General features: G+C 60.9%; 18 protein-coding genes. 13 read left to right on the plus strand and 5 right to left on the minus strand.

Annotated elements, in window-relative coordinates:
* Positions 1–104 precede the first annotated feature (104 nt).
* The 3 genes from RI103_RS08455 to RI103_RS08465 all read left to right on the plus strand — a co-directional run bounded on the left by RI103_RS08455 (position 105) and on the right by RI103_RS08465 (position 3,576).
* Entirely contained in the window at positions 105–1,529 is a 1,425-nt protein-coding gene (locus RI103_RS08455) for an aldehyde dehydrogenase family protein (protein ID WP_310814887.1), read from the plus strand.
* 129 nt (positions 1,530–1,658) lie between these two features.
* On the plus strand, positions 1,659–2,849 hold the full coding sequence (locus RI103_RS08460) for a nitronate monooxygenase family protein (RefSeq protein WP_310814888.1): 1,191 nt from the start codon (positions 1,659–1,661) through the stop codon (positions 2,847–2,849).
* Positions 2,850–2,919: 70 nt separating this feature from the next.
* Positions 2,920–3,576, plus strand: a complete 657-nt coding sequence (locus RI103_RS08465; RefSeq protein ID WP_310814889.1) for an OmpW family outer membrane protein — start codon at positions 2,920–2,922, stop codon at positions 3,574–3,576.
* A 154-nt stretch (positions 3,577–3,730) separates the two neighbouring features.
* Here the strand turns inward: RI103_RS08465 and RI103_RS08470 are convergent, their stop codons facing one another.
* From RI103_RS08470 to RI103_RS08480, 3 genes are all read right to left on the minus strand, one after another.
* Complete coding sequence (locus RI103_RS08470) at positions 3,731–3,934, minus strand: DUF1289 domain-containing protein (RefSeq protein ID WP_310814890.1); 204 nt, start codon at positions 3,932–3,934, stop codon at positions 3,731–3,733.
* A 145-nt stretch (positions 3,935–4,079) separates the two neighbouring features.
* Complete coding sequence (locus RI103_RS08475; RefSeq protein ID WP_310814891.1) at positions 4,080–5,408, minus strand: phospholipase A; 1,329 nt, start codon at positions 5,406–5,408, stop codon at positions 4,080–4,082.
* Between the two features lie 274 nt (positions 5,409–5,682).
* A complete protein-coding gene (locus tag RI103_RS08480; protein WP_310814892.1) occupies positions 5,683–6,987 on the minus strand; it encodes an Nramp family divalent metal transporter in 1,305 nt (434 codons plus the stop codon).
* A gap of 512 nt (positions 6,988–7,499) precedes the next feature.
* Here RI103_RS08480 and RI103_RS08485 point away from each other — a divergent pair.
* The 9 genes from RI103_RS08485 to RI103_RS08525 all read left to right on the plus strand — a co-directional run bounded on the left by RI103_RS08485 (position 7,500) and on the right by RI103_RS08525 (position 19,699).
* Positions 7,500–8,600, plus strand: a complete 1,101-nt coding sequence (locus RI103_RS08485) for a polyamine ABC transporter substrate-binding protein (RefSeq protein WP_310814893.1) — start codon at positions 7,500–7,502, stop codon at positions 8,598–8,600.
* Positions 8,601–8,692: 92 nt separating this feature from the next.
* Complete coding sequence (locus RI103_RS08490; RefSeq protein ID WP_310814894.1) at positions 8,693–9,859, plus strand: polyamine ABC transporter ATP-binding protein; 1,167 nt, start codon at positions 8,693–8,695, stop codon at positions 9,857–9,859.
* The gene (locus tag RI103_RS08495; RefSeq protein ID WP_310814895.1) at positions 9,856–10,785 is read left to right on the plus strand and encodes an ABC transporter permease subunit; all 930 of its coding nucleotides are present in this window, start codon (positions 9,856–9,858) and stop codon (positions 10,783–10,785) included. Before RI103_RS08490 ends, RI103_RS08495 begins: the two co-directional genes overlap by 4 nt.
* Positions 10,785–11,603, plus strand: coding sequence for an ABC transporter permease subunit (locus RI103_RS08500; RefSeq protein ID WP_310814896.1), 819 nt, complete (start codon positions 10,785–10,787; stop codon positions 11,601–11,603). The genes RI103_RS08495 and RI103_RS08500 overlap by 1 nt, the downstream gene beginning before the upstream one ends.
* Positions 11,604–11,760: 157 nt before the next feature.
* Positions 11,761–12,384: a hypothetical protein gene (locus RI103_RS08505; protein WP_310814897.1), complete on the plus strand. Its 624-nt coding sequence runs from the start codon at positions 11,761–11,763 to the stop codon at positions 12,382–12,384.
* Positions 12,385–12,842: 458 nt separating this feature from the next.
* On the plus strand, positions 12,843–16,541 hold the full coding sequence (locus tag RI103_RS08510; protein WP_310814898.1) for a type VI secretion system Vgr family protein: 3,699 nt from the start codon (positions 12,843–12,845) through the stop codon (positions 16,539–16,541).
* A gap of 79 nt (positions 16,542–16,620) precedes the next feature.
* Entirely contained in the window at positions 16,621–17,988 is a 1,368-nt protein-coding gene (locus RI103_RS08515) for a hypothetical protein (protein WP_310814899.1), read from the plus strand.
* 1 nt (position 17,989) lies between these two features.
* Positions 17,990–18,280, plus strand: coding sequence for a PAAR domain-containing protein (locus RI103_RS08520; RefSeq protein WP_310814900.1), 291 nt, complete (start codon positions 17,990–17,992; stop codon positions 18,278–18,280).
* Positions 18,281–18,292: 12 nt separating this feature from the next.
* Positions 18,293–19,699, plus strand: a complete 1,407-nt coding sequence (locus tag RI103_RS08525; RefSeq protein ID WP_310814901.1) for a hypothetical protein — start codon at positions 18,293–18,295, stop codon at positions 19,697–19,699.
* A gap of 166 nt (positions 19,700–19,865) precedes the next feature.
* Here the strand turns inward: RI103_RS08525 and RI103_RS08530 are convergent, their stop codons facing one another.
* Together RI103_RS08530 and RI103_RS08535 are read right to left on the minus strand one after the other, a co-directional pair.
* Positions 19,866–21,272, minus strand: coding sequence for a methyl-accepting chemotaxis protein (locus RI103_RS08530; RefSeq protein ID WP_310814902.1), 1,407 nt, complete (start codon positions 21,270–21,272; stop codon positions 19,866–19,868).
* A gap of 571 nt (positions 21,273–21,843) precedes the next feature.
* Complete coding sequence (locus RI103_RS08535; protein WP_310814903.1) at positions 21,844–23,334, minus strand: NAD(P)/FAD-dependent oxidoreductase; 1,491 nt, start codon at positions 23,332–23,334, stop codon at positions 21,844–21,846.
* 144 nt (positions 23,335–23,478) lie between these two features.
* On the opposite strand from RI103_RS08535, the gene RI103_RS08540 reads away from it, so the two are divergent.
* Positions 23,479–24,168, plus strand: a complete 690-nt coding sequence (locus tag RI103_RS08540) for a TetR family transcriptional regulator (RefSeq protein WP_310814904.1) — start codon at positions 23,479–23,481, stop codon at positions 24,166–24,168.
* Positions 24,169–24,208 lie beyond the last annotated feature (40 nt).

Raw genomic sequence — 24,208 nt, forward strand, 5'->3', positions numbered from 1 at the left:
CTTCGAAGCGGGCTTTTTTCATGGCGCGCGCGTCGCCACCGGCCTTCTCCAGCGTGCTGGTTAGAATAGAAGACCATTCCGGAGACACACAGGGACCGACCATCATGAAGACCTACGAGCAACTCTATATCGACGGCAAGTGGATCGCCCCGTGCGGCACCGGCACGATCGACGTGATCGACTCGGGCACGGAAGAGATCATGGGGCGCATCCCTGAAGGCGTCGAGGCCGATGCCGAAAGCGCGATCGCCGCCGCCCGCGTGGCCTTCGACGGCTGGGCCGCGACGCCCGCCGCCGTGCGCGGCGAGTATCTGCGCAATATCGCGGCGAACCTGAAAGCGCGCACCGACGAACTGGCCGGTTTGATCGCCGGCGAAGTCGGCATGCCGCTGAAACTGGCGCGCGCCATTCAGGTGGGCGGTCCGGTCTACAACTGGGGCGCCTACGCGAAGCTCGCGAGCGAGTTCCAGTATGAGGAACGGGTCGGCAATTCGCTGGTGGTGCGCGAGCCGGTCGGCGTAGTGGCGGCGATCACGCCGTGGAACTATCCGCTCAATCAGGTCACGCTGAAGGTCGCGGCGGCGCTCGCCGCGGGTTGCACGGTGGTGCTCAAGCCATCGGAGATCGCGCCGCTGAATGCGTTCGTGCTTGCCGAGGCGATCCACGAAGCCGGGCTGCCGGCCGGCGTGTTCAATCTCGTGAGCGGTTATGGACCGGTGGTCGGCGAGGTGCTGGCGAGCCATCCGTCAGTCGACATGGTCTCGTTCACCGGCTCGACCCGCGCCGGCAAGCGCGTGTCCGAACTGGCTTCGGCGACGGTCAAGCGCGTCGCGCTCGAATTAGGCGGCAAGTCGGCGTCGGTCATTCTCGACGATGCGGACTTCGCCGCGGCGGTCAAGGGGACGATCAGCGCGTGCTTTCTGAATTCCGGTCAAACGTGCTCGGCGCACACGCGCATGCTGGTGCCCGAAGCGCGCTACGACGAAGCGCGCGCGTTGGCGAAGCAGGCCGCCGAGGCCTACGTCGCCGGCGATCCGCGTAATGAGACGACCCGTCTTGGCCCGCTAGCGTCGGCGGCGCAGCAGGCGCGTGTGCAGCAGTACATCGCGAAGGGAATCGAGGAGGGCGCCGAACTCGTGACGGGCGGGGCGGGCTTGCCTGACGGCGTATCGAAGGGCTTCTTCGTCAAGCCCACCGTATTCGGCCGCGTGCATCCCAAGGCGATGATCGCGCAAGAGGAAATCTTCGGCCCGGTCCTGTCCATTCTGACCTACAAGGACGAAGAGGAAGCCGTGCGGATCGCCAATGATTCTCCGTATGGCCTCGGCGGCGCGGTATGGGCGGGCAGCGACGAGCGTGCCGCCGGCGTCGCGCGGCGGATTCGCACCGGCCAGGTCGATATCAACGGCGGCACGTGGAATATGGCCGCGCCGTTCGGCGGCTTCAAGCAGTCGGGCTTCGGCCGCGAGAACGGAGTTTACGGGCTGGAAGAGTATCTCGAACTCAAGTCCATGCAATTCAAGGTGTGATTCATCTGACCGGCATCAACTGATCGACACGCGTGACCAGGACATTCGCCGACTCATTGACCTGAAGCAATGCAGGCTGCGCCCGACCGACGATTATCAACGTTTCGATAATCCGCCATTGGGCCAGTCATGCTCACCTCTCATTCCTTTCCGCCGCTCGTCGTTCGCGGCCGCTCGTTACTGCCGATCGTGCAAGGCGGCATGGGCGTCGGCATCTCGGCCCACCGGCTGGCCGGCAGCGTCGCCCGTGAAGGCGCACTGGGCACCATCGCCAGCATCGATCTGCGGCATCACCATCGCGACCTGATCGAGCGTTGCCGCGAGTCGCCCGATCGGGCCACGCTCGAGGCGGCCAATCTCACCGCGCTAGCTCGCGAAATCCACTCCGCCAAAGCACTCAGCGAAGGGCGCGGCATGATCGCCGTCAACGTGATGAAAGCGGTCAGCGCGCAGGCCGACTACGTGCGCGTCGCATGCGAGAGCGGTGCCGATGCGATCGTCATGGGCGCGGGCCTGCCGCTCGATCTGCCGGACATGACTCAGGGGCACGACATCGCGCTGATTCCGATCCTGTCGGATAGCCGCGGCGTCGCCCTCGTGCTGAAAAAGTGGATGAAAAAAGGCCGTTTGCCCGACGCGGTGGTGATCGAACATCCGGCGCATGCGGGCGGCCATCTCGGCGTCAACAACCTTGCCGACCAACACGATCAACGCTTCGATTTTTTCCGCGTCCTTGAAGAACTCGACACCGTGTTCGCCTCGCTCGGCCTGAAGCGCGCAGACGTGCCGCTGATCGTCGCGGGCGGCATCAATAGTCACGAGGCCGTGCGTGCGCTGCTGAACGCGGGCGCCAGCGGCGTGCAGCTCGGCACGCCGTTCGCCGTCACCGAGGAAGGCGACGCGCATCCGAACTTCAAGCGCGTGCTGGCCGAAGCCACCCCGGAAGATATCGTCGAATTCGTCAGCGTGACGGGACTGCCCGCGCGCGCCGTGAAAACGCCGTGGCTGATGCGCTATCTGCGCCATGAAACGAAGATCCGCGAGAAAGTCGGGGCGCTCAAACACGTCTGTCCGACGGCGCTCGAATGCCTTAGCGCGTGCGGCTGGCGCGACGGCATCGAGAAGTTCGGCCACTTCTGCATCGACACGCGGCTCGCGGCGGCATTGCGCGGCGATGTGGCGAACGGTCTGTTCTTCCGCGGCCGCGAAGCGCTGCCGTTCGGCACGGCGATTCGCAGTGTGCACGACCTGCTCGAACTGCTGCTCACGGGTGCGACGCGACCGGCTGTCGCAGGGCGATGGGCATTCTCGCTGGGTTGATACGCGTCAACGTGCCGCGCGACGAGAGCTTCGACAATGCCCGCATGCAAACAAACAAGCGGGGAAGCACATGAAGCATTCGTTAAGGAACAGAATCAAAACCGCCGTCATCGCATCGAGCCTGCTGTTGGCGGGCGCGCTGGCGCCGCAGGCGCATGCCGCCGGCGACGACACGATGAGCGGCATTCACGCGGGCGACGTGCTGGTGCGTCTGCGCGCCATCAGCATCATGCCGAACGTAAGCACCACCCAATCGCTGAGCGCGCTGCACGTAGGTGTGAATAACGCTATCGTGCCGGAACTGGATCTGACTTACATGATTCGCGATGAACTCGGCGTCGAGCTGATTCTCGGCACTTCGCGGCATCAAGTGACTTCGAGTCTCGGTGGTCTCGGCGGCGTGAACGTATTGCCGCCCACGCTGCTGCTGCAATATCACTTCAATCACGCGGGACGCATTCGTCCGTATGTCGGCGCGGGTCTCAACTACACGCTGTTCTATAACAACGGCCTGAACGCGGGCGGCCAGCCGATCTCGATCACCAATCACAGTTGGGGTCCGGCGTTGCAGGCCGGTGTCGACGTGCAAGTCACCAAGTCGCTATTCGTCAACGCGGACATCAAGAAGATCTGGATGCACACGGATGCCTCGCTCGGCGGTCAGGCGCTTGGCCGCTTGAGCATCGATCCGGTGGTGGTCGGTTTGGGTGTCGGCATGCGGTTCTGACTTTTCTCGCGTCGCGTCGTTTTCGCGCTTAACCAGCCGTAGTCGACATGCAAAAAAACGCCGGGGTGCGGTTCAGCCCCGGCGTTTCTTATTGGGTGTCAACCTTGATCGCCACGTGGCCGCAAGCATGCGACTAGAAGCCGGCCGACCCGGCCTACAGCTTGTCGTTCGCAAACCGCATGGCCGTGCCTTCCTGCTCGATGCGAACCCACACGGCGCGCTTTTCCTCGTCGCTCAGGAAAACCCAGTTGGATACTTCGCCGGCAGTGCGGCCGCAGCCTTTGCAGACGTCGTCGAACAGCGTGGAACAGACGCCGATGCACGGGCTGTCGGGAAGATCATGAAGATTCGAAGCCATCGAAAACCTTGGGGCGGAGAAGCGAAGTTCCGCTATGTTAACCGATGCGCGCCGTGTACCCCGCCGCGCGCGAACGGCGTGGCCGCGGTTCGCGCACGCCTGGCAGCATCCGCCGTATGGTTCGACGCGATAGCGCCCGCTCGCGTCAGCGCGCGATGCTGTAGCCGATCCGCGCCATCCAGTGCTGGCGCTTGTTGTAGTCGAGCAGGTCCTCGCCGTAGCCGTTGAAGTAGCCCACCCAGAGATAGCCGCCCCACGCGCCGCCCAGCAGTTTGGCGAGCGGATAGGTGAATTGCGTATCCACACTGCCGTACCAGTGCTTGGTGCCTTTGCGCAGCGTGGTCGCCAGTTGCCAGCCGTCCGGGCTGCCGTATTTGATCAACAGGTCGACGTAGCCGCGATAGTCGGCAATATCGGGGTTACTGCTCGTGCCGACGTAGTAATAGATTTTCGGCGACACAGTCATGTGGTTGGCCGTCAGATCGCCGAATTCCCAGGTCGGCCGGATAAAAGGCATGTTGATGCTGCGTGAGTCCGCCCCGGCCTTGCCGTTCGATTCGTGCGCAACGCCCGCCGCAAAACCCATGCGCGTGAAGAACGGACTCTGCCAACCGGTGTCCGGCACGTAGTAGAACAACTGCGGCGAGTAGGTCGTGTCGCGGAACGGGCGTGAATCGGCGGACAGATCCCAGATGGATGTTTGCGTGTACGCAAAGTACAGGTTGTCGAGGAAGGCCTTCGAGCGCAAATCGTCCGGTATCAGGATGCGGTATTTGAAGCTCAATTGCAGCCGCGCGTTCGTGTCGCCGTTGTGGCCGAAGGCGATGTACATCGGATCGTAATAGGAGAGGTGCGAGAGCACGCCGCGTCCTGTGGTCGCGAGCGAGTCGCCGGGCGGCGAGATCGCGTCGCCGGTCGGGCCGCCGACCAGCGCAGCGGTCGCCGCGGCTTGAGCGGGGTTGGTCGCCTGGCTTTCCGCGCGTTCCGCCTCGGCAATCGCGTCCTGCTGCGGTCCCCGATTGATCGCCACGAGCGCCGGCGACGCGTCGAAACCCACTGGGTCGATGCGAATCTCACCGCGTGCCGATTGCGGCCAGGGCGCCGAGAAACGCACTTTGCGGAACTGGCCCGGCCGCAGATGCAGTATGTCGGGCACGCCGGGTTCGCGCTGCAAATCGAGCGGCTGCGGCGACTGCTCGCCTGCACTCAAGGTCACGCGAATGGTCGGCGGGACGGTGATGGTCAGGGATTTGGCGTCGTCGGCAGAGTACAGCAGCGTGATTTGCAACGGCTCGTTGGCCGCGACCACGCGAGCGGGTTGCAGCATCGCGACCGTCGCGCGCGCCTCGCCGGACAGGACTGCGCTGGCGCAGAGCGTGGCGAGCAACGTGGCGCGGCAAAGGCGCGCCACGAGTCGACGGGCGTGAGGGAAGGCGTTGCGGGCAAGGCAGTCGATTGAAGCGTCAAAGCGCATGGGGCTGTCGTCCAGGGAGCAGGGGCAGCGAGCGATACGGGGAGGCAGGCGTCGAAACATGACGTGCGGGGCGCACCGGATCGATCGCGCGGAAGCGCCGATGGGCGCAGGAATGGGCACAAAAACGGCTGCCGCAAGAAACCCGGCAGCCGAGGTGAAACAGGCCGCACAACCGGCGCGCCGCAGCAATGGACAGCGTCGCCAGTCATGGCGAGATACTCAGAGAATGCTTACAAAATCACTTCATTTACAGTCCAGGCGAAAAAACGGCCTCTCAACTACCGAACGCCAGTTGCCACAACAACGCGCCATTGAGCATGATGATGAACGCGGCGCACAGCCACGCGAGCACGAGCGGCACGCCGCGCACGCGCCAGCCACGCATCAGCGTGGCGTCCGAGGTGAAGCGGATCAGCGGCACGACCGCGAGCGGCAATTGCAGGCTCAGCACCACCTGGCTTGCCACCAGCAACTGATTGGAGCCGTGCTGGCCGAACAGCGCGACCGCGAAGAGCGCCGGCCCGATCGCCAGCGCGCGGGTCAGCAGGGCGCGCTTCCAGCGCGGCAGGCGGATGCGCAGAAAGCCTTCCATGACCGCCTGGCCCGCCAGTGTGCCGGTGACGGTCGCGCTCAGTCCGCAGGCGAGCAGCGCCGCCGCGAACAGGATGCCGGCCCAGCGTGTGCCGACGAGCGGCGCGATCAGGCGGTGGGCATCCGCGAGATCGGTCACGTCACGGTGGCCGCTCACATAGAACACGGCCGCGGCCACGATCAGCAGCGCCGCGTTGATCACGAAAGCAAACGAAAGCGAGCCGAAGGTATCGAGATTGACGACGTGCAACGCCACCTTGATCTGGGCGTCGCTGCCGTCCGGCGCGTGATGCTTGACGAGCGCCGAGTGCAGATAGAGGTTGTGCGGCATGACCGTCGCGCCGACGATGCCCGCCGCGAGCCACACCATGCCCGCATTGCGCAGCAACTCGACGCTCGGCACGGTGCCGGCGAGCGCCGCATGCCAGTCCGGCCGCGCCAGCGCGAGCTGAACCACGAAGCACAGGCCGACGAAGCCGATCAGCGCCGCGATCACCGCTTCCAGTTTGCGGCCGCCTTTCTGCTGGAGCGCGAGCAACGCGAAGGTGCAGACCGCCGACATCAGCACTCCGACCGTGAGCGACACGCCGAGTAGCAATTGCAAGGCGACGGCGCTGCCGACCACCTCCGCGACGTCGCAGGCGATGATCGCGACCTCGCTGGTCAGCCACAAGAAGAGGGTGCCGCGGCGGCCCGTGCGTTCGCGGCAGACCTGCGCGAGATCACGCCCGGTCACGACGCCCAGGCGCGACGACAGCCATTGCAGCAGCATGGCCATCAGGCTCGACAGCAGCACCATGCCGAGCAGGCGGTAGCCGTAGCCCGCGCCGGCGCCGAGCGCGGTCGCCCAGTTGCCCGGATCGATATAGCCGACCGCGATCAAGGCGCCCGCGCCGACGAACGAGAACCAGTGCGGCGGACGTGCCGGCCCGTCGTCAGGCAGCCGCCGGCGGCGGTTGGGTCGCAATGCGAACGGATTGGTGTTCATCGATGCCTGGGGTTCAAGACTGCATCTTCTTGCAAGCCACGTGCCCGCTGCGCGCGCGGCGGCCGGTGCGTCGAGGCCCGCGGGCTGCAACGCGATTCGCGATGCGCTGTCCTTTGGCCTGTCAGAGCTATTGTGCACCGTCGAACGCCCGGCGGCTCGAGGTCTCTGCGACCCTTAGCCGCCTCGCATGAAAAGTCACGGAAAGCGGCCCTCGGGCGCCATCGCTCGCGCGAACTCGCCGTGCCTTCACTGCGCCAACTTGACAACGACATAACAGCAGGGGCGATACAGCTGTGTTTTTCGGCTGGACACGCGCTCATAACCCGCTAAAATTGCGGCCAATTTTCCACCGGTGCGGCTTGCGCTGTACCGTTTGCGCGACAGCCTGGCATTTTTTTTGGAGCGCGCAATAATTGATGGTACTTTTCGGGTTTTTCAGGGGAGCCGTGGACGCAGTGCCGCGGCGTAGGTGAGGACGGTCGGCAACGGGTCGGTCAGGATTGGAGAACGAAATGAAAAGACGGGTAGTGGGGCAAGTGGCGGCGCTGGTCTTGTGTGCGACGCCGTGGTTGACGGCCGCTGCGAAAGACACGCAGCTGAACGTGTATAACTGGTCCGATTACATTGCCAAGGACACCATTCCAAACTTCACCAAGCAGACCGGCGTTCAGGTCAAATACGACAACTACGACAGCGACGACACGCTGCAAGCCAAGCTCCTCACCGGTAATTCGGGCTACGACATCGTCGTGCCGACCAGCAATTACGCCGGCAAGCAGATCGCCGCCGGCATCTTCGCGCCGCTCGACAAATCGAAGCTGCCGAACCTGAAGTACCTCGATCCGTCGTTGATGGCGCTCGTCGCCGGCGCCGATCCGGGCAACAAGTTCACGGTGCCCTGGGCTTACGGCACGACCGGCCTCGGCTACAACGTCAACAAGGCGCAGCAGATTCTCGGCAAGAACGTGCCGCTCGACAGCTGGGACGTGCTCTTCAAGCCGGAAAACATTTCGAAGCTGAAGGCTTGCGGCGTGTCCGTGCTCGACGCGCCGGACCAGATGTTCGCCGCCGCGCTGCACTACATCGGCAAGGATCCGATGAGCACGAATCCGGCCGACTACCGCGCCGCGCTCGAGATGATGAAGAAGATCCGTCCGTACATCACGCAGTTCAACTCGTCGGGCTATATCAACGACCTGGTCGGCGGCGACGTCTGCTTCGCGTACGGCTGGTCGGGCGACGTCGTGATCGCCAAGCATCGCGCGGTCGAAGCGAAGAAACCCTATAAAGTCGAGTATTACATTCCGAAGGGCGGCGCGCCGGTGTGGTTCGACGTGATGGCGATTCCGAAGGACGCGAAGAACAAGGAAGCCGCGCTCGAGTGGATCAACTACATCGAAACGCCGCAGGTTCACGCCGCGATCACCAACGCCGTCTACTACCCGAGCGCCAACCTCGAAGCGCGCAAATATGTGGACAAGGACGTGGCGAACGATCCGGCCGTGTATCCGCCGCCTGAAGTCATCAAGACCCTGTTCCTGCTGAAGCCGCTGCCGCCGGAAATCCAGCGGCTGCAAACGCGGCTGTGGACTGAATTCAAGTCCGGCCGCTGACCCGCGGTCAGAGTGAACGGGTAAGCATCATCATGAAGCCCTCGGTGTTCACCGGGGGCTTTGTTCGTCAAACGCCGGAGTCAAGCATTGTGATGAGTAGTGACCAGTCGGGCGCGCTGGCAGGGACGGCTGCGCCGTCCCCGGGCCTGAACGCCGTTATAGGCGACGCCACGGAGAACTTTGTCCAGGTCGTCGACGTCGTGAAAAAGTTCGGCGAGACCGTGGCGGTCAAAGGCGTCAACCTGTCGGTGAAGAAAGGCGAGCTGTTCGCGCTGCTCGGCAGTTCCGGTTGCGGCAAGTCCACTTTGCTGCGCATGATGGCCGGGCTCGAAAGCGTGACCTCGGGCAAGATCCTGATCGACGGTGAGGATCTCGCGCAATTGCCGCCGTACCGCCGGCCGGTCAACATGATGTTCCAGTCGTACGCGCTGTTTCCGCACATGACCGTGGAAGGCAACGTCGCCTTCGGTCTGAAGCAGGAAGGCGTGCCCAAGGCCGAGCTGAAGGATCGCGTGCAAAGCGCGCTCGAACTCGTGCAGATGGGGCGCTTTGCGAAGCGCAAGCCGAATCAGCTGTCCGGCGGTCAGCAGCAGCGCGTGGCGCTGGCGCGTTCGCTGGTCAAGCGGCCCAAGCTGCTGCTGCTCGACGAGCCGATGTCCGCGCTCGACAAGCAGATCCGTCAACGTACCCAGATCGAACTGGTCAACATTCTCGACAAGGTCGGCGTGACCTGCATGATGGTGACGCACGATCAGGAAGAGGCGATGACCATGGCGGGCCGCCTTGCCGTGATGAGCGAAGGCGAGATCGTGCAACTCGGCACGCCGCACGAAGTGTATGAATATCCGAATAGCCGTTTCTCGGCCGAGTTCATCGGTTCGACGAATCTGTTCGAAGGCCATACGGTTGAAGACGAGCCCGATCACGTGTTCATCGAAACGCCCGACCTGCCGTGCCAGCTATATGTCAGCCACGGCATTACCGGTCCGCTCGGCATGCCGGTGACGATTTCGGTGCGGCCCGAGCGCATCGCGCTCACGCGCAAACCGCCTGAGGGCGCGTTCAACTGGGGCAAGGGCGTCGTCACGAATATCGCGTACATGGGCGGCTATTCGCTGTATCACGTGAAGCTCGACGCCGGCAAAACCGTGATCGCGAACGTGACGAGTCTTGCGCTAACCGAGATCGATCCGCCCACGTGGGGCGACGAAGTGTACGTGCGCTGGAGCGCGTCGGCCGGTGTGGTGCTCACGTCATGAAGCGCTCGTTCAATTCTTTCGCCACCTGGCCGGTGCGGCGCTTCAACCTGACCGGCCGGACCGCGGTGGTGGCCGGTCCGTTCATCTGGCTGCTGCTGTTTTTCCTCGTGCCGTTCCTGCTGGTCGTCAAGATCAGCTTCGCCGATTTGCAGCTCGGGATTCCGCCCTACACGGAGTTGACCAACTTCGCGGACGGCGCGATTCACATCACGCTCGACCTGTCGCATTACGCGTTTCTGCTGACCGACAGTCTGTACTTCGCGACCTACGTGAATTCCGTGGTGGTCGCCGCGATCTCGACGCTATTGTGTTTGCTGATCGGCTATCCGATGGCGTATTACATCGCGCGGTCGAATCCGGCCAGCCGCAATCTGCTGATGATGGCCGTGATGCTGCCGTTCTGGACGTCGTTTCTGATTCGCGTGTATGCGTGGATCGGGATTCTGAAGAACAACGGCCTGCTGAATAACTTTTTGATGTCGATCGGGCTGATTCATACGCCGATCGAGCTGTATCACACGAATACCGCCGTTTATATCGGCATGGTCTATTCGTATCTGCCGTTCCTTGTCATGCCGCTGTATGCGCATCTGGTGAAGATGGACATGACGCTGCTGGAAGCCGCTTACGACCTCGGCGCGAAGCCGTGGAAGGCGTTCTGGCAGATCACTTTGCCGCTGTCGAAGAACGGCATTATCGCCGGTTGTTTGCTGGTGTTCATTCCGGCGGTGGGCGAGTACGTGATTCCTGAATTGCTGGGCGGCGCGAATACGCTGATGATCGGCCGCGTGATGTGGAATGAGTTCTTCGACAATGCCGATTGGCCGATGGCGTCCGCCGTGACGTGCGCAATGGTGTTGTTGTTATTGGTGCCGATGGCGTTTTTCCAGTACGCGCAGGCGAAGGCGATGGAGGAAAGGCGCTGATGAAGCCGAACCGGATTTTGCAGTTGCTTGCCTTGGGGATCGGGTTTCTGTTTTTATACGTGCCGATTGTGAGTCTGATTGTGTATTCGTTCAACGAATCGCAACTGGTCACGGTGTGGACGCGGTTTTCGACGCGCTGGTATGCGGCGTTGCTTCAGGATGACGAACTGATTGCGGCGGCTTGGCTGTCGCTGCGGGTGGCGTTGTTGACGGCGTTTGCTTCGGTTGTCATTGGCACGTGGGCCGGGTTTGTGCTTGCGCGGATGGGGCGGTTTCGTGGTTTCACGCTGTATACGGGGATGATCAATGCGCCGTTGGTGATTCCTGAGGTGATTCAGGGGATTTCGTTGCTGCTGCTGTTCATCGAAATGGCCAAGTGGTTGGGATGGCCGGCCGGACGTGGCATTTTCACGATCTGGATCGGGCATGTGATGCTGTGTATTTCCTATGTGGCGATCATCGTGCAGTCGCGGGTGAAGGAGCTGCATCCTTCGCTGGAAGAGGCGGCGCTGGATCTTGGCGCTACGCCGTTGCGGGTGTTTTTCTCTATTACGTTGCCGTTGATTTCTCAGGCGCTGGTTTCTGGGTGGTTGTTGTCGTTCACTTTGTCTATCGACGATCTGGTGTTGTCGGCATTTTTGTCGGGGCCTGGGTCGACTACTTTGCCGTTGGTCGTGTTCTCGCGCGTTCGGTTGGGGTTGAATCCGGAGATGAATGCTCTGGCTACGCTGTTTATTGCTGTGGTCACTGTTGGGGTCGTGGCCACTAATTATTTTATGCAACGGGCGGAGAGGAAGCGGGCGGTGATGGCGGTTTGATTTTTTTTTGTTGATGGTTTGGGGTGGGTGTTTTTTTGTGGTGTTGTCGAACCTGTCCGCATTTTTGTGTGCGAGGCGGCTAGCGGATTTACCCGCAATCGCACCCTGACCTTACCGCGCATGGCCGCGTTGATGATGTCGGGCATGTGTGCGAGCGTTGCAGGCCGAACTCGATGAGCTATTCGGCGCGCTGGGCGAAAGCGGCGGGCGCCTGTGCGCAGTCAGCGCACAGGCCTTCAGCAAGGCGCGAAGCGGGTTGTCAGTCGAGCTCTTCGACCTGGCTTGCGCACGTCTCATGACGCTGGCCCAGCCCCATATCGATTCGATGCGGTGGGACGGCCTGAGGCTGGTTGCCGCCGATGGTAGCCGCCTGCGTGTGGGCACGCGTCGCGGCCATGAACTGCGCGCCGATCACTACGCGTTTGCGCTGTTCCTGCCCGGGCCCGAGCTGACCCTGCACGCCGCGCTTCATCCGGCCGGCGGCGCCGAGCGGCAGAAGCTGTTCGAAGCGCTGGACGTGCTGCAACCGCGCACCGATCTGCTGCTGCTCGACCGCGGCTATATCGGCAACACCATGGTGGCCGCGCTGACACAGCGCGAAATTCCCTTCTTCATGCGCGTCGATGCACGTAACTGGAAATGCGTCACCGCCTTCGCCCGGATTGGCCCCGGCATTCCTCATATGCGCCTCATTCGCGGCCCCAGTCAGAGAGGAATGAAAACGGCGCGTCATCGCCCGTCAGTCGGCCGAAATCGGCGCGGTGCGCTTCACACTGCCTGACAGTTTCGTTAACTCGACAAGCCTCGTCCTGCGTACCCAATCAGCAAGCGCCTGCACCTCTTTCAGCGCCCCGTGACCCGGCGCAAGCACCTGAAAGGCAGCGTGAATGACGGGACGGGCGCGAGCGTTTGCGCCCCTTTCGCCATTGTGCTGGAAGATTTGGCCTGGTGAAAAGCATCTGTCGCATATCAACCCAGGTGCGCGCCGACAGGCGGCCGGAAAACAAAAGTCATTTGTCAGGCGGCAACGAAGACCGTTCTGATGCGTCATGAATAAGACGCCGCCGATTTTGTGAATGCTTGTCAAATTCGCGCTATCCCAAATTAACTTCGTTGACCTGATGGAGGTTAGATGCTGAGGTACAGGCTTCGCAAAAAATAGGCACTGCTCTTAACAGAATGCATATGGCTGAAGCTGATCGCATAAGAACATATCTGACGGGGCGGCAGTCCGCGCACATGAAGTTCATGCCGCGCAAGCCGCAGCAGGTTGAGAAGGAAAGTGACACTGGCCGGCCGAAACCCGCGCCGGTTGTCTCGGTCGTATCGTGGGAAGTGCATGAGGAAATCTGCGAGCCGTATCGGATCAAGGCTGTGATCTCGACGCCGGAACCGGTGAGCAGAAAGAAGGTGCTGGGGCAACTCGCAGAGTTCTCCATCCAGCCCGAGGATGGGCGTGAACTGCGTACATTCAACGGGTTTGTGTCGCGCTTCGATCTGGTGTCGGAATCACTTGATGGTTGCACGTATCGCGTTGTGATCCGCCAGCGACTCGCTGTCCTCGACGGGCCGAGCAACTGCGTCACATACCAGCGGATGGCATCGTGGGAAATCATCAGGACCATCCTTGAGCGTCACGAAATCCGCTTCTGGATGCAGGTGGAATTTCGCCTCCGGCGTGAACATCCGAAACACGACTTCCGGTTTCAGTTCAACCTGGGGGACTGGGCATACATCCGGCTCGAAATGGAACAGGCTGGCCTGTTCTGCTTCACGACGACCGGCGAGCATGGCGAAGTGCTGGTGATTGCCGATGACATAGACGGCTATGAGCGGCCCCCGGTCATGGTACTTGACCGCCCCACAGCCGGACTGTCAACGTTTGAGGAATCCATCTTTTCCTTCAAGGTGCGTACCCGCACCGTACCGGAATCCTTTACCGTTGCCGACTACAACCCGGACAGTGCGTGGGAAGTTCTGCGCAATGAAAGCCGCGCTGTCCCGGACGACGGGACGATGGTCGGCACGCCCTATGTGTGGGGCACGCATCATGGGGACGCCGGTGGCGCGAAGCGCGAGGCGCAGTTACGACATGAGGCGGCGCTTGCACAGCAGGTCCGCTACAAGGTCAAGTCGACCGTGCTCGCACTCAGGCCGGGTCGTCTTGTGCGTTCGGACCGGGAGCTTGAGGACGCAGGAGCGGGCATGTTCGTTACAAAGGTCGTGCATAGCGGCGCGCGAAGCGTCAGCTACATGAACCGTTTCACCGCCATTCCAGCTGACCGTCCATACCGGATGGCCATCGATGAAACCCGATGGCCCCGGATACACGGCACACTCGGGGCAACGATCTGCTCTCCCGATAAATACAAATTTGCCTACCTGACCGACAAAGGGGAGTATGTCGCGCGCTTTCATTGCGACTTCGGCAACTGGCCCAAAGGTGCGGAGAGCATTCCGTTGCGGCTGGCGAAACCGTTTTCGGGCAGAGACAACACCGGCATGCACATGCCCGCGCTGGACGGCGATGAGGGCCTGGTCGCCTTTCGTGAAGGCAACCCGAACAAGCCGTTCCTTGTGGGCTTCATGCCAAACAGCCAGCGTCCCGGCCTCATCAACTCGTCGCGGCGGCGCATGTCGCGCAACGAAATCCGCACGCAGTCTGGCAACAAGCTGTGGATGGATGACTGGGACGACCAGCAAGGGATCGAACTCAGCACAGAGCACTCGGGCCGCTCGCAGCTCAACCTGGGCTTCATACCGGACCGTGACCTGAAACAGCGCGGGGCGGGCGCGGAACTTCGGACAGACGGTTACGCGGTCACTCGCGGCGGATCTGGCGCGATGCTCACCGCCTATAACCAGGCGGGCGGCAGCGGCAAGGTGCTCGCGATGGACGAGACGGAGGCGCAACTGAAGGAGCATCAGGCACTCAGCAAGTCACTTGCTGCTTCCGCCGATGCGTCGAAGGCGACGCCCGCGGATACGGATGCGCAGCAGGCGATCAACGACGGGCTGCATGAACTGAAGAAACCCGGCGTGCTGGTCACGGGACCAGGGCCGGTGGGTATCGCATCGGGCGACGGCGTGCAGGTTGCCGCCGATGGCTCGATCATCGGCACCGCGAAGAAAGGCGTGCATTTCAGCACGCTCAGGCGCTTCACCGTGGCTGCACGCGATCTGGTGTCGGTTTTCTCGCAGAAAGGCATGAGTCTGATTGCGGCGGCGGGTGTTGTTGTCGTGCAGGCCCAGCGCGGTTCGATGCAGCTTGCGTCGCAGAACGACATGACCGTTGAGACGGTTGACGGTGTGCTGCATGTGAAGTCGTCAAAGGAGATCGTGCTGAATGTTGGCGGCTCGTACCTGCGTATGACGCCGGGGGGGATCGAATTCGGCTCTTGGGGCGGGGCGGTGTTCAGGACCAGCGGCCTGAAGAAGGTTGGCCCCGCGCAGATGGACCTGGGTGGAGAGGCGTTCGCGCCGAAGCTCGTGCCATTCACGACGGATTGCGATGTGTGGCGCACCAATGCGAACTTCACGCGGGATATTGCGGGGACGCCCGCGCCTGCACCGGACTATGCGCAATGGGAAGGGCTGGTGAATACGGGGGCGGTGCCCCCAGCGCCTGCACCCTCACCCGGTGGGTCAATCATGAGCGGCGTGCCGGATCGGGGTTCGATGGGGTCGGCGGGCGGGGGCGCGTCGCAGGACACTCAATCAAAAGGCCAACAGCTTCCTGGCTCGACGGGTTCCGCTGGTGGTCCGGTGGGCAATGGCGGTTTGGTTGTAAATGATCCAGATAATGCACCAACCGAGGGGTCAGCGGGGAATCTCGACCCGATCCAACTTGAAAGCTCTGTGCCGTGCAACTGGCAGCTTTCGGATTTTGTAGCGTCGGCAACGATGCGACGCGAAACACTTACGTATCAGAAATACGGTTGGACAAGAACTGACAGGCTTGTAAAGGACGGAAAACCAGTTATGTGTTCTGGCACAGCGTCGACTACATGCCAGTTCACATACGACTCCGGCGCCAAGACCCTCACGGCAAAGGTTGTGATTGCATTAGTGCCACGACTGCTGGTGAAAATGAATCCGGCAACAAATGAGCCGTTACGTGACGAGCGGAACGACTACGTGGTGGTGCAGTATGAGAGTTTTGCAAATGGAGCCAATTCAGGTAAATCATACGCCGAGCAGGGCTTGATGCTTGTCGAACGTGACCCGAGGGAAGTTGAAGCGTCAACGTACAAGAACATCATTGAGAAGACCCTGAATCAAGGGAGCTACAAGCTGCTTCTCGATGGCTGCAGTAAAGGTGCGGCTTGTGGCTGTCGGGTTGCAGTCAAATTTTGCGCCGATGTGCACGTAGTTAGGTTTGCTGACGCCCCGGCGCTTAACCCAAATATCACTATTAACTTGCATCCAACCACCCAACGAGCCGATGCGGCTAATTGGCCGGAAAAGGAATATGCAAAAGATGCTAAATCGGGTAGATATATAGAAGTAGTTACGCAAACTAAAGCACATGAAACTGGACATTTGTTTAATTTCCCAGATGAATATTGGTGGCAAGGTGGATTTGTCCATTCTATGTATGTCAAGGAGGGTAAGGACATAGACTTCGTCTTGGCGGACGCCAACAAGACGACGAATAAAGTTTGGGTGATTGAAACGGAAAATAATCTTATGGGTAACGGCTGTCTCAAGCCCACTGCTACTACTTCACCTTATTATCTTGAATATATTCGCAGGTGGTTTTCTTCTCAAACCAACAAACGGTGGCGAGTTGGTTATAACGCACCTACAGTAACTGCCAAGAAAGCCGATACAAGCGCAAATTCCAAGGAAAGCGACGCAAGCGCAACTGCCACAAAAACAGGTGCAAGCGGCGCAAGCTCGGCGAAAAGGACGGGGGCAGGTCATGCGGAAAAATAGCAGTAATCCGAAATTTCGAAGATTCTTTCAGGTGGTTATTTTGTCACTAACCATGCAATGGATAGGAAATAGGTGTGCGATGGCAAATGATTCGAGTAATGGTGTTCTGCTACCTGGTGCATTTTCACTTTCATGGTCGGGTGGCCTGGAATATGGCTCAAGAGATTTAACGTTTGATGGCGACAGAGAGTTTTATTTAGCCAAAGGAGATACCATCAACGAAGTTACTCAGGCAGGTATCGGTGTTTTTGCTCTGAGTCTTCAAAATACTGATTTAAAGGAGTTGAAGGTTGTTGCAAAAAATCTATGTGACAAAGATATTCAAAGTGGTGGTCCCGAAACGGTGGACCCGCCAGCCACGTTTAGCGTTGTATGTGTTGACGATGACGGGAAAGGCGTTCAAAGAAGCGGTTCCATACGCCTGATTCCTGAACGCTTTAATCGCGATGTCTTTGATGTGCCATTCAAGCTGGCGGATCGCGCATGGAACGAAGGCGCCAAGATTGTGAAGTTGGATTTTGAGACATTGACGGTGGAGCGTAAAGACGGTCACTACTTAATTTCGGTGCGATTTATAAATTCAGGAAGTCGGTGGATTAAGTTCAAGACGCCGGACCAGTGGCCTGGTGACAGTCTGAATGGTGGGCTTGCCGTTGCGCCGTTTAGTGAGCTCGGAAAAATGCAATCTCGTGATGATTGGGGATTTAATTTGGCAGGAAAGAAAATCTTAAACAGAAACGAATTTTCGGATGGAGAGGTTTTGCTCAATCCCGGTGAAAGTAAAATTTTGAAATTGGAATCCATCCCAGACAATAAAATCCAGAGAGGTGTGTACGAACTTTCCGGCGTAGCTTATATGAATATTCAATATGAGGGCTATGGTTGGGGTCTATCTACGCACGTTGATTTCAGTCCCATAAAAAGTCGTATAACTTTCGACCACGATTACCCTTCGACACCCCAGGAGCGCGAGCAGTGGGAGAAAACCCATCGCGAGAACATGTCCCTATGGCCGGTCAAGCCTGGCGAAACCTTTGCAGAAGATGGCCTGTATCGCGCCGTGCGGCTGGCGGACAACGGTGCCTATCGCAGTCTTCAGCTCGTGCCATTCAAGGCCGGGGACATTGCCACAACAGACAACGTGAAAATGCTGATGGCCTCCGCCAGCGGCACCGAGCTTAACGGGCCGGTGCAGTGGCTATGGGAGGGCAGCGCGCCAACGCCCGTCAAGCAGTGGTCGTTCGACCTCATCGAAGGCACCGAACACGTCTGCAAGGCAGGAGCCGTTTGCCCACGCAGTGGGCGCTGGCTTGCGCGCGTTCACTCAGGCAGTTTTTCGGCCTCCGGGTCATATCACTACGACCTCGCGGGCATCGTTACCGTGCGCCACGGACAGAGCATGCCCGCCAGAACCGACGGAGCCGATTGGGAATGGCTGGGGGCCTGACGTGAGCGAACGCGCCTGTATCCTCCGGCTCGACCGGACCACAACAAACGGCACCGTACTCGATGGCATCGCAGATGTTGGCCCCGATGAGCGTGGCATGAGCTACCTCGGGGCGCGCGTGCAATGCCCCGCGTGTGGTTCCATCGGGCACATCGTCGCGAATGGCCCGCGTTCGGAAGATGACGCCATGGACGGCAGGCTGCCGGCGCTGGAGGGCGACTTCTGCCGTTGCCGCTGCAATCCGCCGCCAATACTGATTGCCTCCCAGCATGACTGGACATACGAAGGCTGACACGGAGAAACGATGACATTTCGCTGGAACCAGGTGATACCCGACGAGGAGGAGGCGGGTGAGCCGCCACCTTTGTGGTTTTATCTTGCCATGTTCATTGTCGTGGAATGTTTCGCCCTGTTCACAACGGTGCGTTCCTGGCCGAAGGGGCAACCGGTAATGTCAATGGGGTTTTTCAAGAGCATCCTGCTGACCGGGCCGTCCTTCTGGGGAGCACTATGCGCGCTCGCCTATTACGTTGGATATGGTCTGAAGGCATTCGAGGCGGCGGTGTTTAACAGGGAGGGTTGGCAGTTGCGCAGATCGTGGCAGCGTCAGTGCCGTTCGGGTGTAGCCGTGCTGGATAGCGTAGTGCTCGCACCGGAACCGGACCTTGGCGAACGCATGCTCGGACTCGAAGGCACGCCACCGCAGAATCCGGGCAAGGTAATGGCGCTCGACGTGGACGAGACAGGGGCCGAGTCCAGGCTACATGCCGTCCTGGAAAAGCTGCTTGTGCCGCTCGCGCCGAAACTGGCAGGTGCCATACGGAGCAATTCGTTCCAGCTCATGATGCAGGGTGGCCGGGATGAATCGTCCGACATCATTCACGCCGTGTGGAAGAAGCTCGAATTGCCGGGAGCGCCGCGCATTGTCCGCATGCGGCCCGGCACGGAACCGAAGTTTGCTGAAAAGTGGTTCCCGGCTGACAGCGATCCGTCATACCGGCTGGTGCTGGCGTGGCATCTGAATGACAACCCGGATCTACCGAAGGATTGCTCGGAGTTTGCCGTGGCGCTGCTGCTGGCTTCGGACCAGTTCATGTACGACCAGCGCGGCAAGCTCAAGTCACAGGCGTGGCTGATGCGTGAGATCGAGACGGAAGCCGATCAGGTCGAGGAGGCGCTGTCGCTGCTGCTCCGGGCTGAACAGGCTGAGATGAAGCGCATCCGCAATTTCTGGCACAGCCGCCTGAAGGGCCTTGCGCAGCACGCAACCTTCGGCGCGGTGAAGGAGAGCGGGCTGGAAGTCTCCACGCATGCGCTCGATACATCCATTGGTCCGCAGGCCCCGGTGTCGCGATGGCTGCTATATGCGCTCGCGGCGAGGATGGCGCACTTCGGACAGGGTGCGCAACTCGTGGCACTGCCGGTAGAGAATGGCGTGACGCTCAGTCTCGCGGTGCGAGAGTTGCGACCGGTGAATGCGCCGTGGAAAGACGGCTATGCCTATTCCCTTGTTCCGTTTGCCGAACTGCTCTTTCTCTCACTGATGATGTTCGGCATGTCCCTGCTCGATGACAGGCCGGGGTGGCAGACCACGGATACAGTCATAGTGATTGCACTGCCGTTTCTTGGCGTTGTGTTTGGCGCGCTGAGGTATTTCCGCGAGCAAGGCATCGCCGAGGACTTCTGGCGCGCCTACCGCCGAGGTCGATGAAGCTCCCACGATTGCGGCCTTCTGGGCCATGCACAAAAAAAGCCCGCCGGAAGGCGGGCTATAAACTGTTAGGTCCCTCCGGGGAGGGGCAACGCCAATAGACCACAAACAAATCAAGGAAAGGCCAAAACCACAAGAACACACCCAACAAACCCGCAGCAAAAAATCAAACCCGATACCCAATCCGAACCCCACCCCAATGCCGCCCACCAACAAAAACAGGCGCGGACGCATCCTTCATCAACACAAACTGGCCGCCGCCCATATCCCGCCGATAGGTCTGCAACAAAAACCGTTTCGTATGTGAAGCTGCGGCAATCCCAGTCCGATCATCGAACATCCGCCGATTCCGACAATTCGCCGTATTCCAGACCACATCATCATCGCGCTGCGGTAAAGAGAATTTCAGATTATGCGTCGGCAAATAACCTCGCAAGTCGACCGCCGCGCAAAACGCGACTCGCGGATCGAGATCAAGCAAAGGCTCCTGAATTGCCGGCAATACCCGGTCGGTCAACGCAGTAAACCGCGTCAGAAACTGCGAAGGATTACTCCCAGTCACCGGCACATACTGCTGATCGAACAGATCCTCGATAGACACTTCACCGCGCGCCACGGCCGTTTCAAATGCCTTGCTCACGGCGGCTGCCGCCTGCTGCACGGCCTCGATGAAACGCGTATCCGTCGTTTCAACACCCGTCGCGGCGGTCAGTTCGATCAGGGTTTCGGACACACCGAGCAGATTCCCCAAACGGTCTTTGGCCTGTACGAAGTTTTCGCTCGAATCCTCGACGCCGCTCGCCATTTCCAGCACCTGCGCTTCGAGCCCGCCGCACTGCGATTCGATCTCGCCGGTCAACACGGCGATCTGTCCCGCCTCGTCGTTCAGATGCGCGATCGCATCGCCGGTTGCATGCACAACCTCGCCGATCTTGCGCGTGCCTTCGCGCACCCGATGCGCCCGCGCGGTGTTCACGGAACCCTCGCTGATCAACTGCTCGGTCTGTTGTGTGAGTTGCGCCAGCGTCGTCTCGATCTGTCCGGTGGCCTGTGCGGTCTTCGCCGAGAGGTTCTTCACCTCGGCTGCGACCACCGCGAAACTCTTGCCGGAGTCGCCGGCGCGCGCAGCTTCGATCGCGGCATTCAGCGCCAGCAAATGCGTCTGACGGGCGATCAGCGAAATCTCCTCGGAGACGCGGCTCACATGCGCCAACGCGCTGCGCAGCGCACCGATCTGGCTCTCGATGACCGTCACGCCCTCCACGAGTCCGTGGATGTCGGCAAGCGACGCTTCGAGCGTCTGCTGCGATTCCTGCACGCCGGTCGCGGCTTCAGCGGAGACGTGACTCATTTCCCGCGCGGCAGCGGCAATGCGATGATTGCCAGCGAGCGTCTGCGCAGCCGATTCGCGCAGCGCCCGGCAGACTTGCGCCTGGCGTTGCACGCGCGCGGCCACTTCCTCGACGTGGCCCGATACGTCGCAGATCTCGATACCCAGTTTGCCGGCTTGCGCGGCAATATCGCCGACGACCGTGTGCGAGCGGGCCGCCCGGCGAAAGCTGAAACGCGTCATGCTGTCTCCTTTGTCGACCAGAGTTAGCGCTTTAGCGGTTGCTCTGGTCCCATGCAAAGCGGTCGACCAGAGTGAGCGCTTTGGCACTTACCCCGGTCCCATGCAACATGTTGCTGATGGCGCGCCTGGCGCATTCAGTTGGCGCACGTCACCCAACGCGGATGCAGCGTCTCCTCGACGCGTTTACGGCGGACTTTCAAGCGACTTGATACGGGGTATCCCGCAGTCGTTATGATGTGCGGTCAAACTGTGATCCACAGCCTTAACCGCAGACCTTTCCGTTTCTCACCGGCAACCCATGATCGACTGCTTCGCGCGCGTTTCGGGCTGGCAACAGCTCTATCACCTGTGGGAGCTGATCGTCATGCTCTGCAAGTTTCTCTGGGGACTATTGCGTCTGCTGGGCGGCGGCTGAGCAGGTCGACGCGGCGCGGGAGAAGGGCGCGCTGGAGTCGATGCCTGCCATGTTTGTTGTCTCCCTTGTCGTTCGATCTTGTAGTTCGCATGGCGGCGAATCGGATTGCATCGGCGGCGTCCCGCTCTCCCAGTCAGCCAGCCGCCGGCCACGGCATCAGGGTGCGAAGCGATAGTCGTGCGGACGCACACGCCGCGTCCGTTTGCGAAAGCTGAAAGTGAAGCCCGGCCACAAGACGGTGACCTTGCCGCTTCGTGTCTGATACCAGCTACGACATCCGCTCGCCCACACGGAATGCTGCATGTCCTTCTGCAAACGCGCGTTGAATTCGCGCTGCACGTCGGGCCGCAGATTCATCGTGCGTGCCTTGCGGCGACGCAGCACGCGCAGGCAATCGGCGATGTACTGCACTTGCGACTCGATCATGTAGAGCAGCGAGTTGTGGCCGAGCGCGCTATTCGGGCCGACGATCATGAAGAAGTTTGGAAAGTTCGCCACGCTGACGCCGAGATAGGCTTCGGGCCCGTCGCGCAGCCACAGCGCGCTGAGATCCGCGCCGTCGACGCCGGTCACGTCGAACGGTGCGCCGACGTCGTTGACCTGGAAGCCCGTGCCGCAAATGATCGCGTCGGCGCGGCGATGCACGCCGTCTTCGGTCACGATGCCGTCGGCAACGATCTCGCGGATGCCGCTCGTCACCACATCGACATTCGGCTGGCTGAGCGCGGGATAGTAGTTGCTCGAGAGCAGCACGCGCTTGCAGCCGAACCGGTAGTTCGGCGTCAGCTTGGCGCGCAGGGCAGGGTCCTTGACGCGTCGTTCGAGGTAGCTCAGGCCGAACTTCATCGGCACCGTCATCAGCTTCGGATTGACGACGAATGCAATGGCGCGCGCTTCGAGTTGCCAGTAGATGGCGCTGCGCACGAAGCGCTGCGTGAACGGCAGATGCTCGAACAGCCACCGCGCGCGCGCGTCGATCGGCTTGTCGGGCTTGGGCATGACCCACGGCGCGGTGCGCTGGAACAGATCGAGTTGCGCGACGCGCGGCTGAATTTGCGGCACGAACTGGATCGCGCTCGCGCCCGTGCCGATCACCGCGACGCGTTTGCCTTCGAGCGGATACGCATGGTCCCAGCGCGCCGAATGAAACAGCTTGCCTTCGAAGCGCTCGAGCCCGGCGATCTTCGGCATGGCTGGGCGGGACAGCGGGCCGCTCGCGGCAATCACTACATCGGCTTCGATGGTTTCACGCACGCCGTCCATATCGAGCTCGACATGCCAGACCTGACGCGCTTCGTCGAAGCGCGCCGCGGCCACGCGCGTGTTGCAACGCACGTAACGCTCCACGCCGTATTTGCGGGCGCAATGCTTCAGATAAGCGAAGATTTCCGCCTGGCCGCCGAACGCGCGCGACCATGCCGGATTCTGCTCGAACGAAAACGAGTAGAGATGCGAGGGCACGTCGCAGGCCGCACCGGGATAGGTGTTGTCGCGCCAGGTGCCGCCGATATCGCCGGCGGCCTCGTAAATCGTGAACGATGTGATGCCCATGCGCTGCAGGCGAATCGCCATGCCGATGCCGGCAAAGCCGCTTCCGACAATGGCGATGCGTGGCGCGGCAGATGGGGCGGATGATGCAGACGTCACGGCGGTCTCCGGCTCGGGCGAATCTCAGGCGTCTACAGATGTCTACGGCAGCATGATGCGCAGGGTAGTCAACTGTGCACCTGGCGTCAAGATCGTTTAGAGTACTGCTATTAAACGCGCATAGCGCGCATCGATTGAAACCACATGACGTCCGTACCCGAAGCGGCAGCTGCCGCCGAACATGGCGTTGCCGCGGGGCAGGAAGTGCCGGCCGGCAAGCGCAAGCTGATTGCAGCCGCGTTGCGCCTGACCGCGGGCGGCCGCAGTTTTACGAGTCTGGGTTTGCGCGAACTGGCGCGCGAGGCCGGGCTCAATCCCAACACGTTCTATCGTCATTTCGACACGCTCGACGATCTGGCGCGCGAAGCCGTCGAATCGGTGAGCCGCCGTTTGCGGCCGATGCTGCGGCGCGAGCGCTGGCTCGCCGCGCACGACGAGCCGCATGGCATGCCGCGTCGTGCCTGCGTCGCGTTCTTTGCGTTCGCGCTGGCAAACCGTGAGGCCTTTCTGAGCGCGCTAGCTGAATATCATGGTACATCGCGGGCATTGCGCGAGGCGGTGCGCGCGAACCTGCACGAGGTGTCGGCGGAAATGGCCGACGACGTCGTTCAACTGGAATTGATGCCGACGCTCTCGCGTGAAACGGTCGATGAAGTCTGCACGCAGATCGTGCTGCAACTCTTTCATCTATCGGCTGAGTATATCGACGCAGACGACGCGCGCCGCGATGCGCTGATCGCGTATGCGGAGCGTTTCATCGTCAGGCTGTTCGCGGGTTCGGTGTTGCTGGCGCAGCATGAACCATGTAGCGTGCCGGCGCCGATACGGGCATGAAGCCTCAAACAACGAAGCGCCATAAACGAAACAGGCTCCG

The organism is Paraburkholderia sp. FT54, assembly GCF_031585635.1.
Classification (GTDB): domain Bacteria; phylum Pseudomonadota; class Gammaproteobacteria; order Burkholderiales; family Burkholderiaceae; genus Paraburkholderia.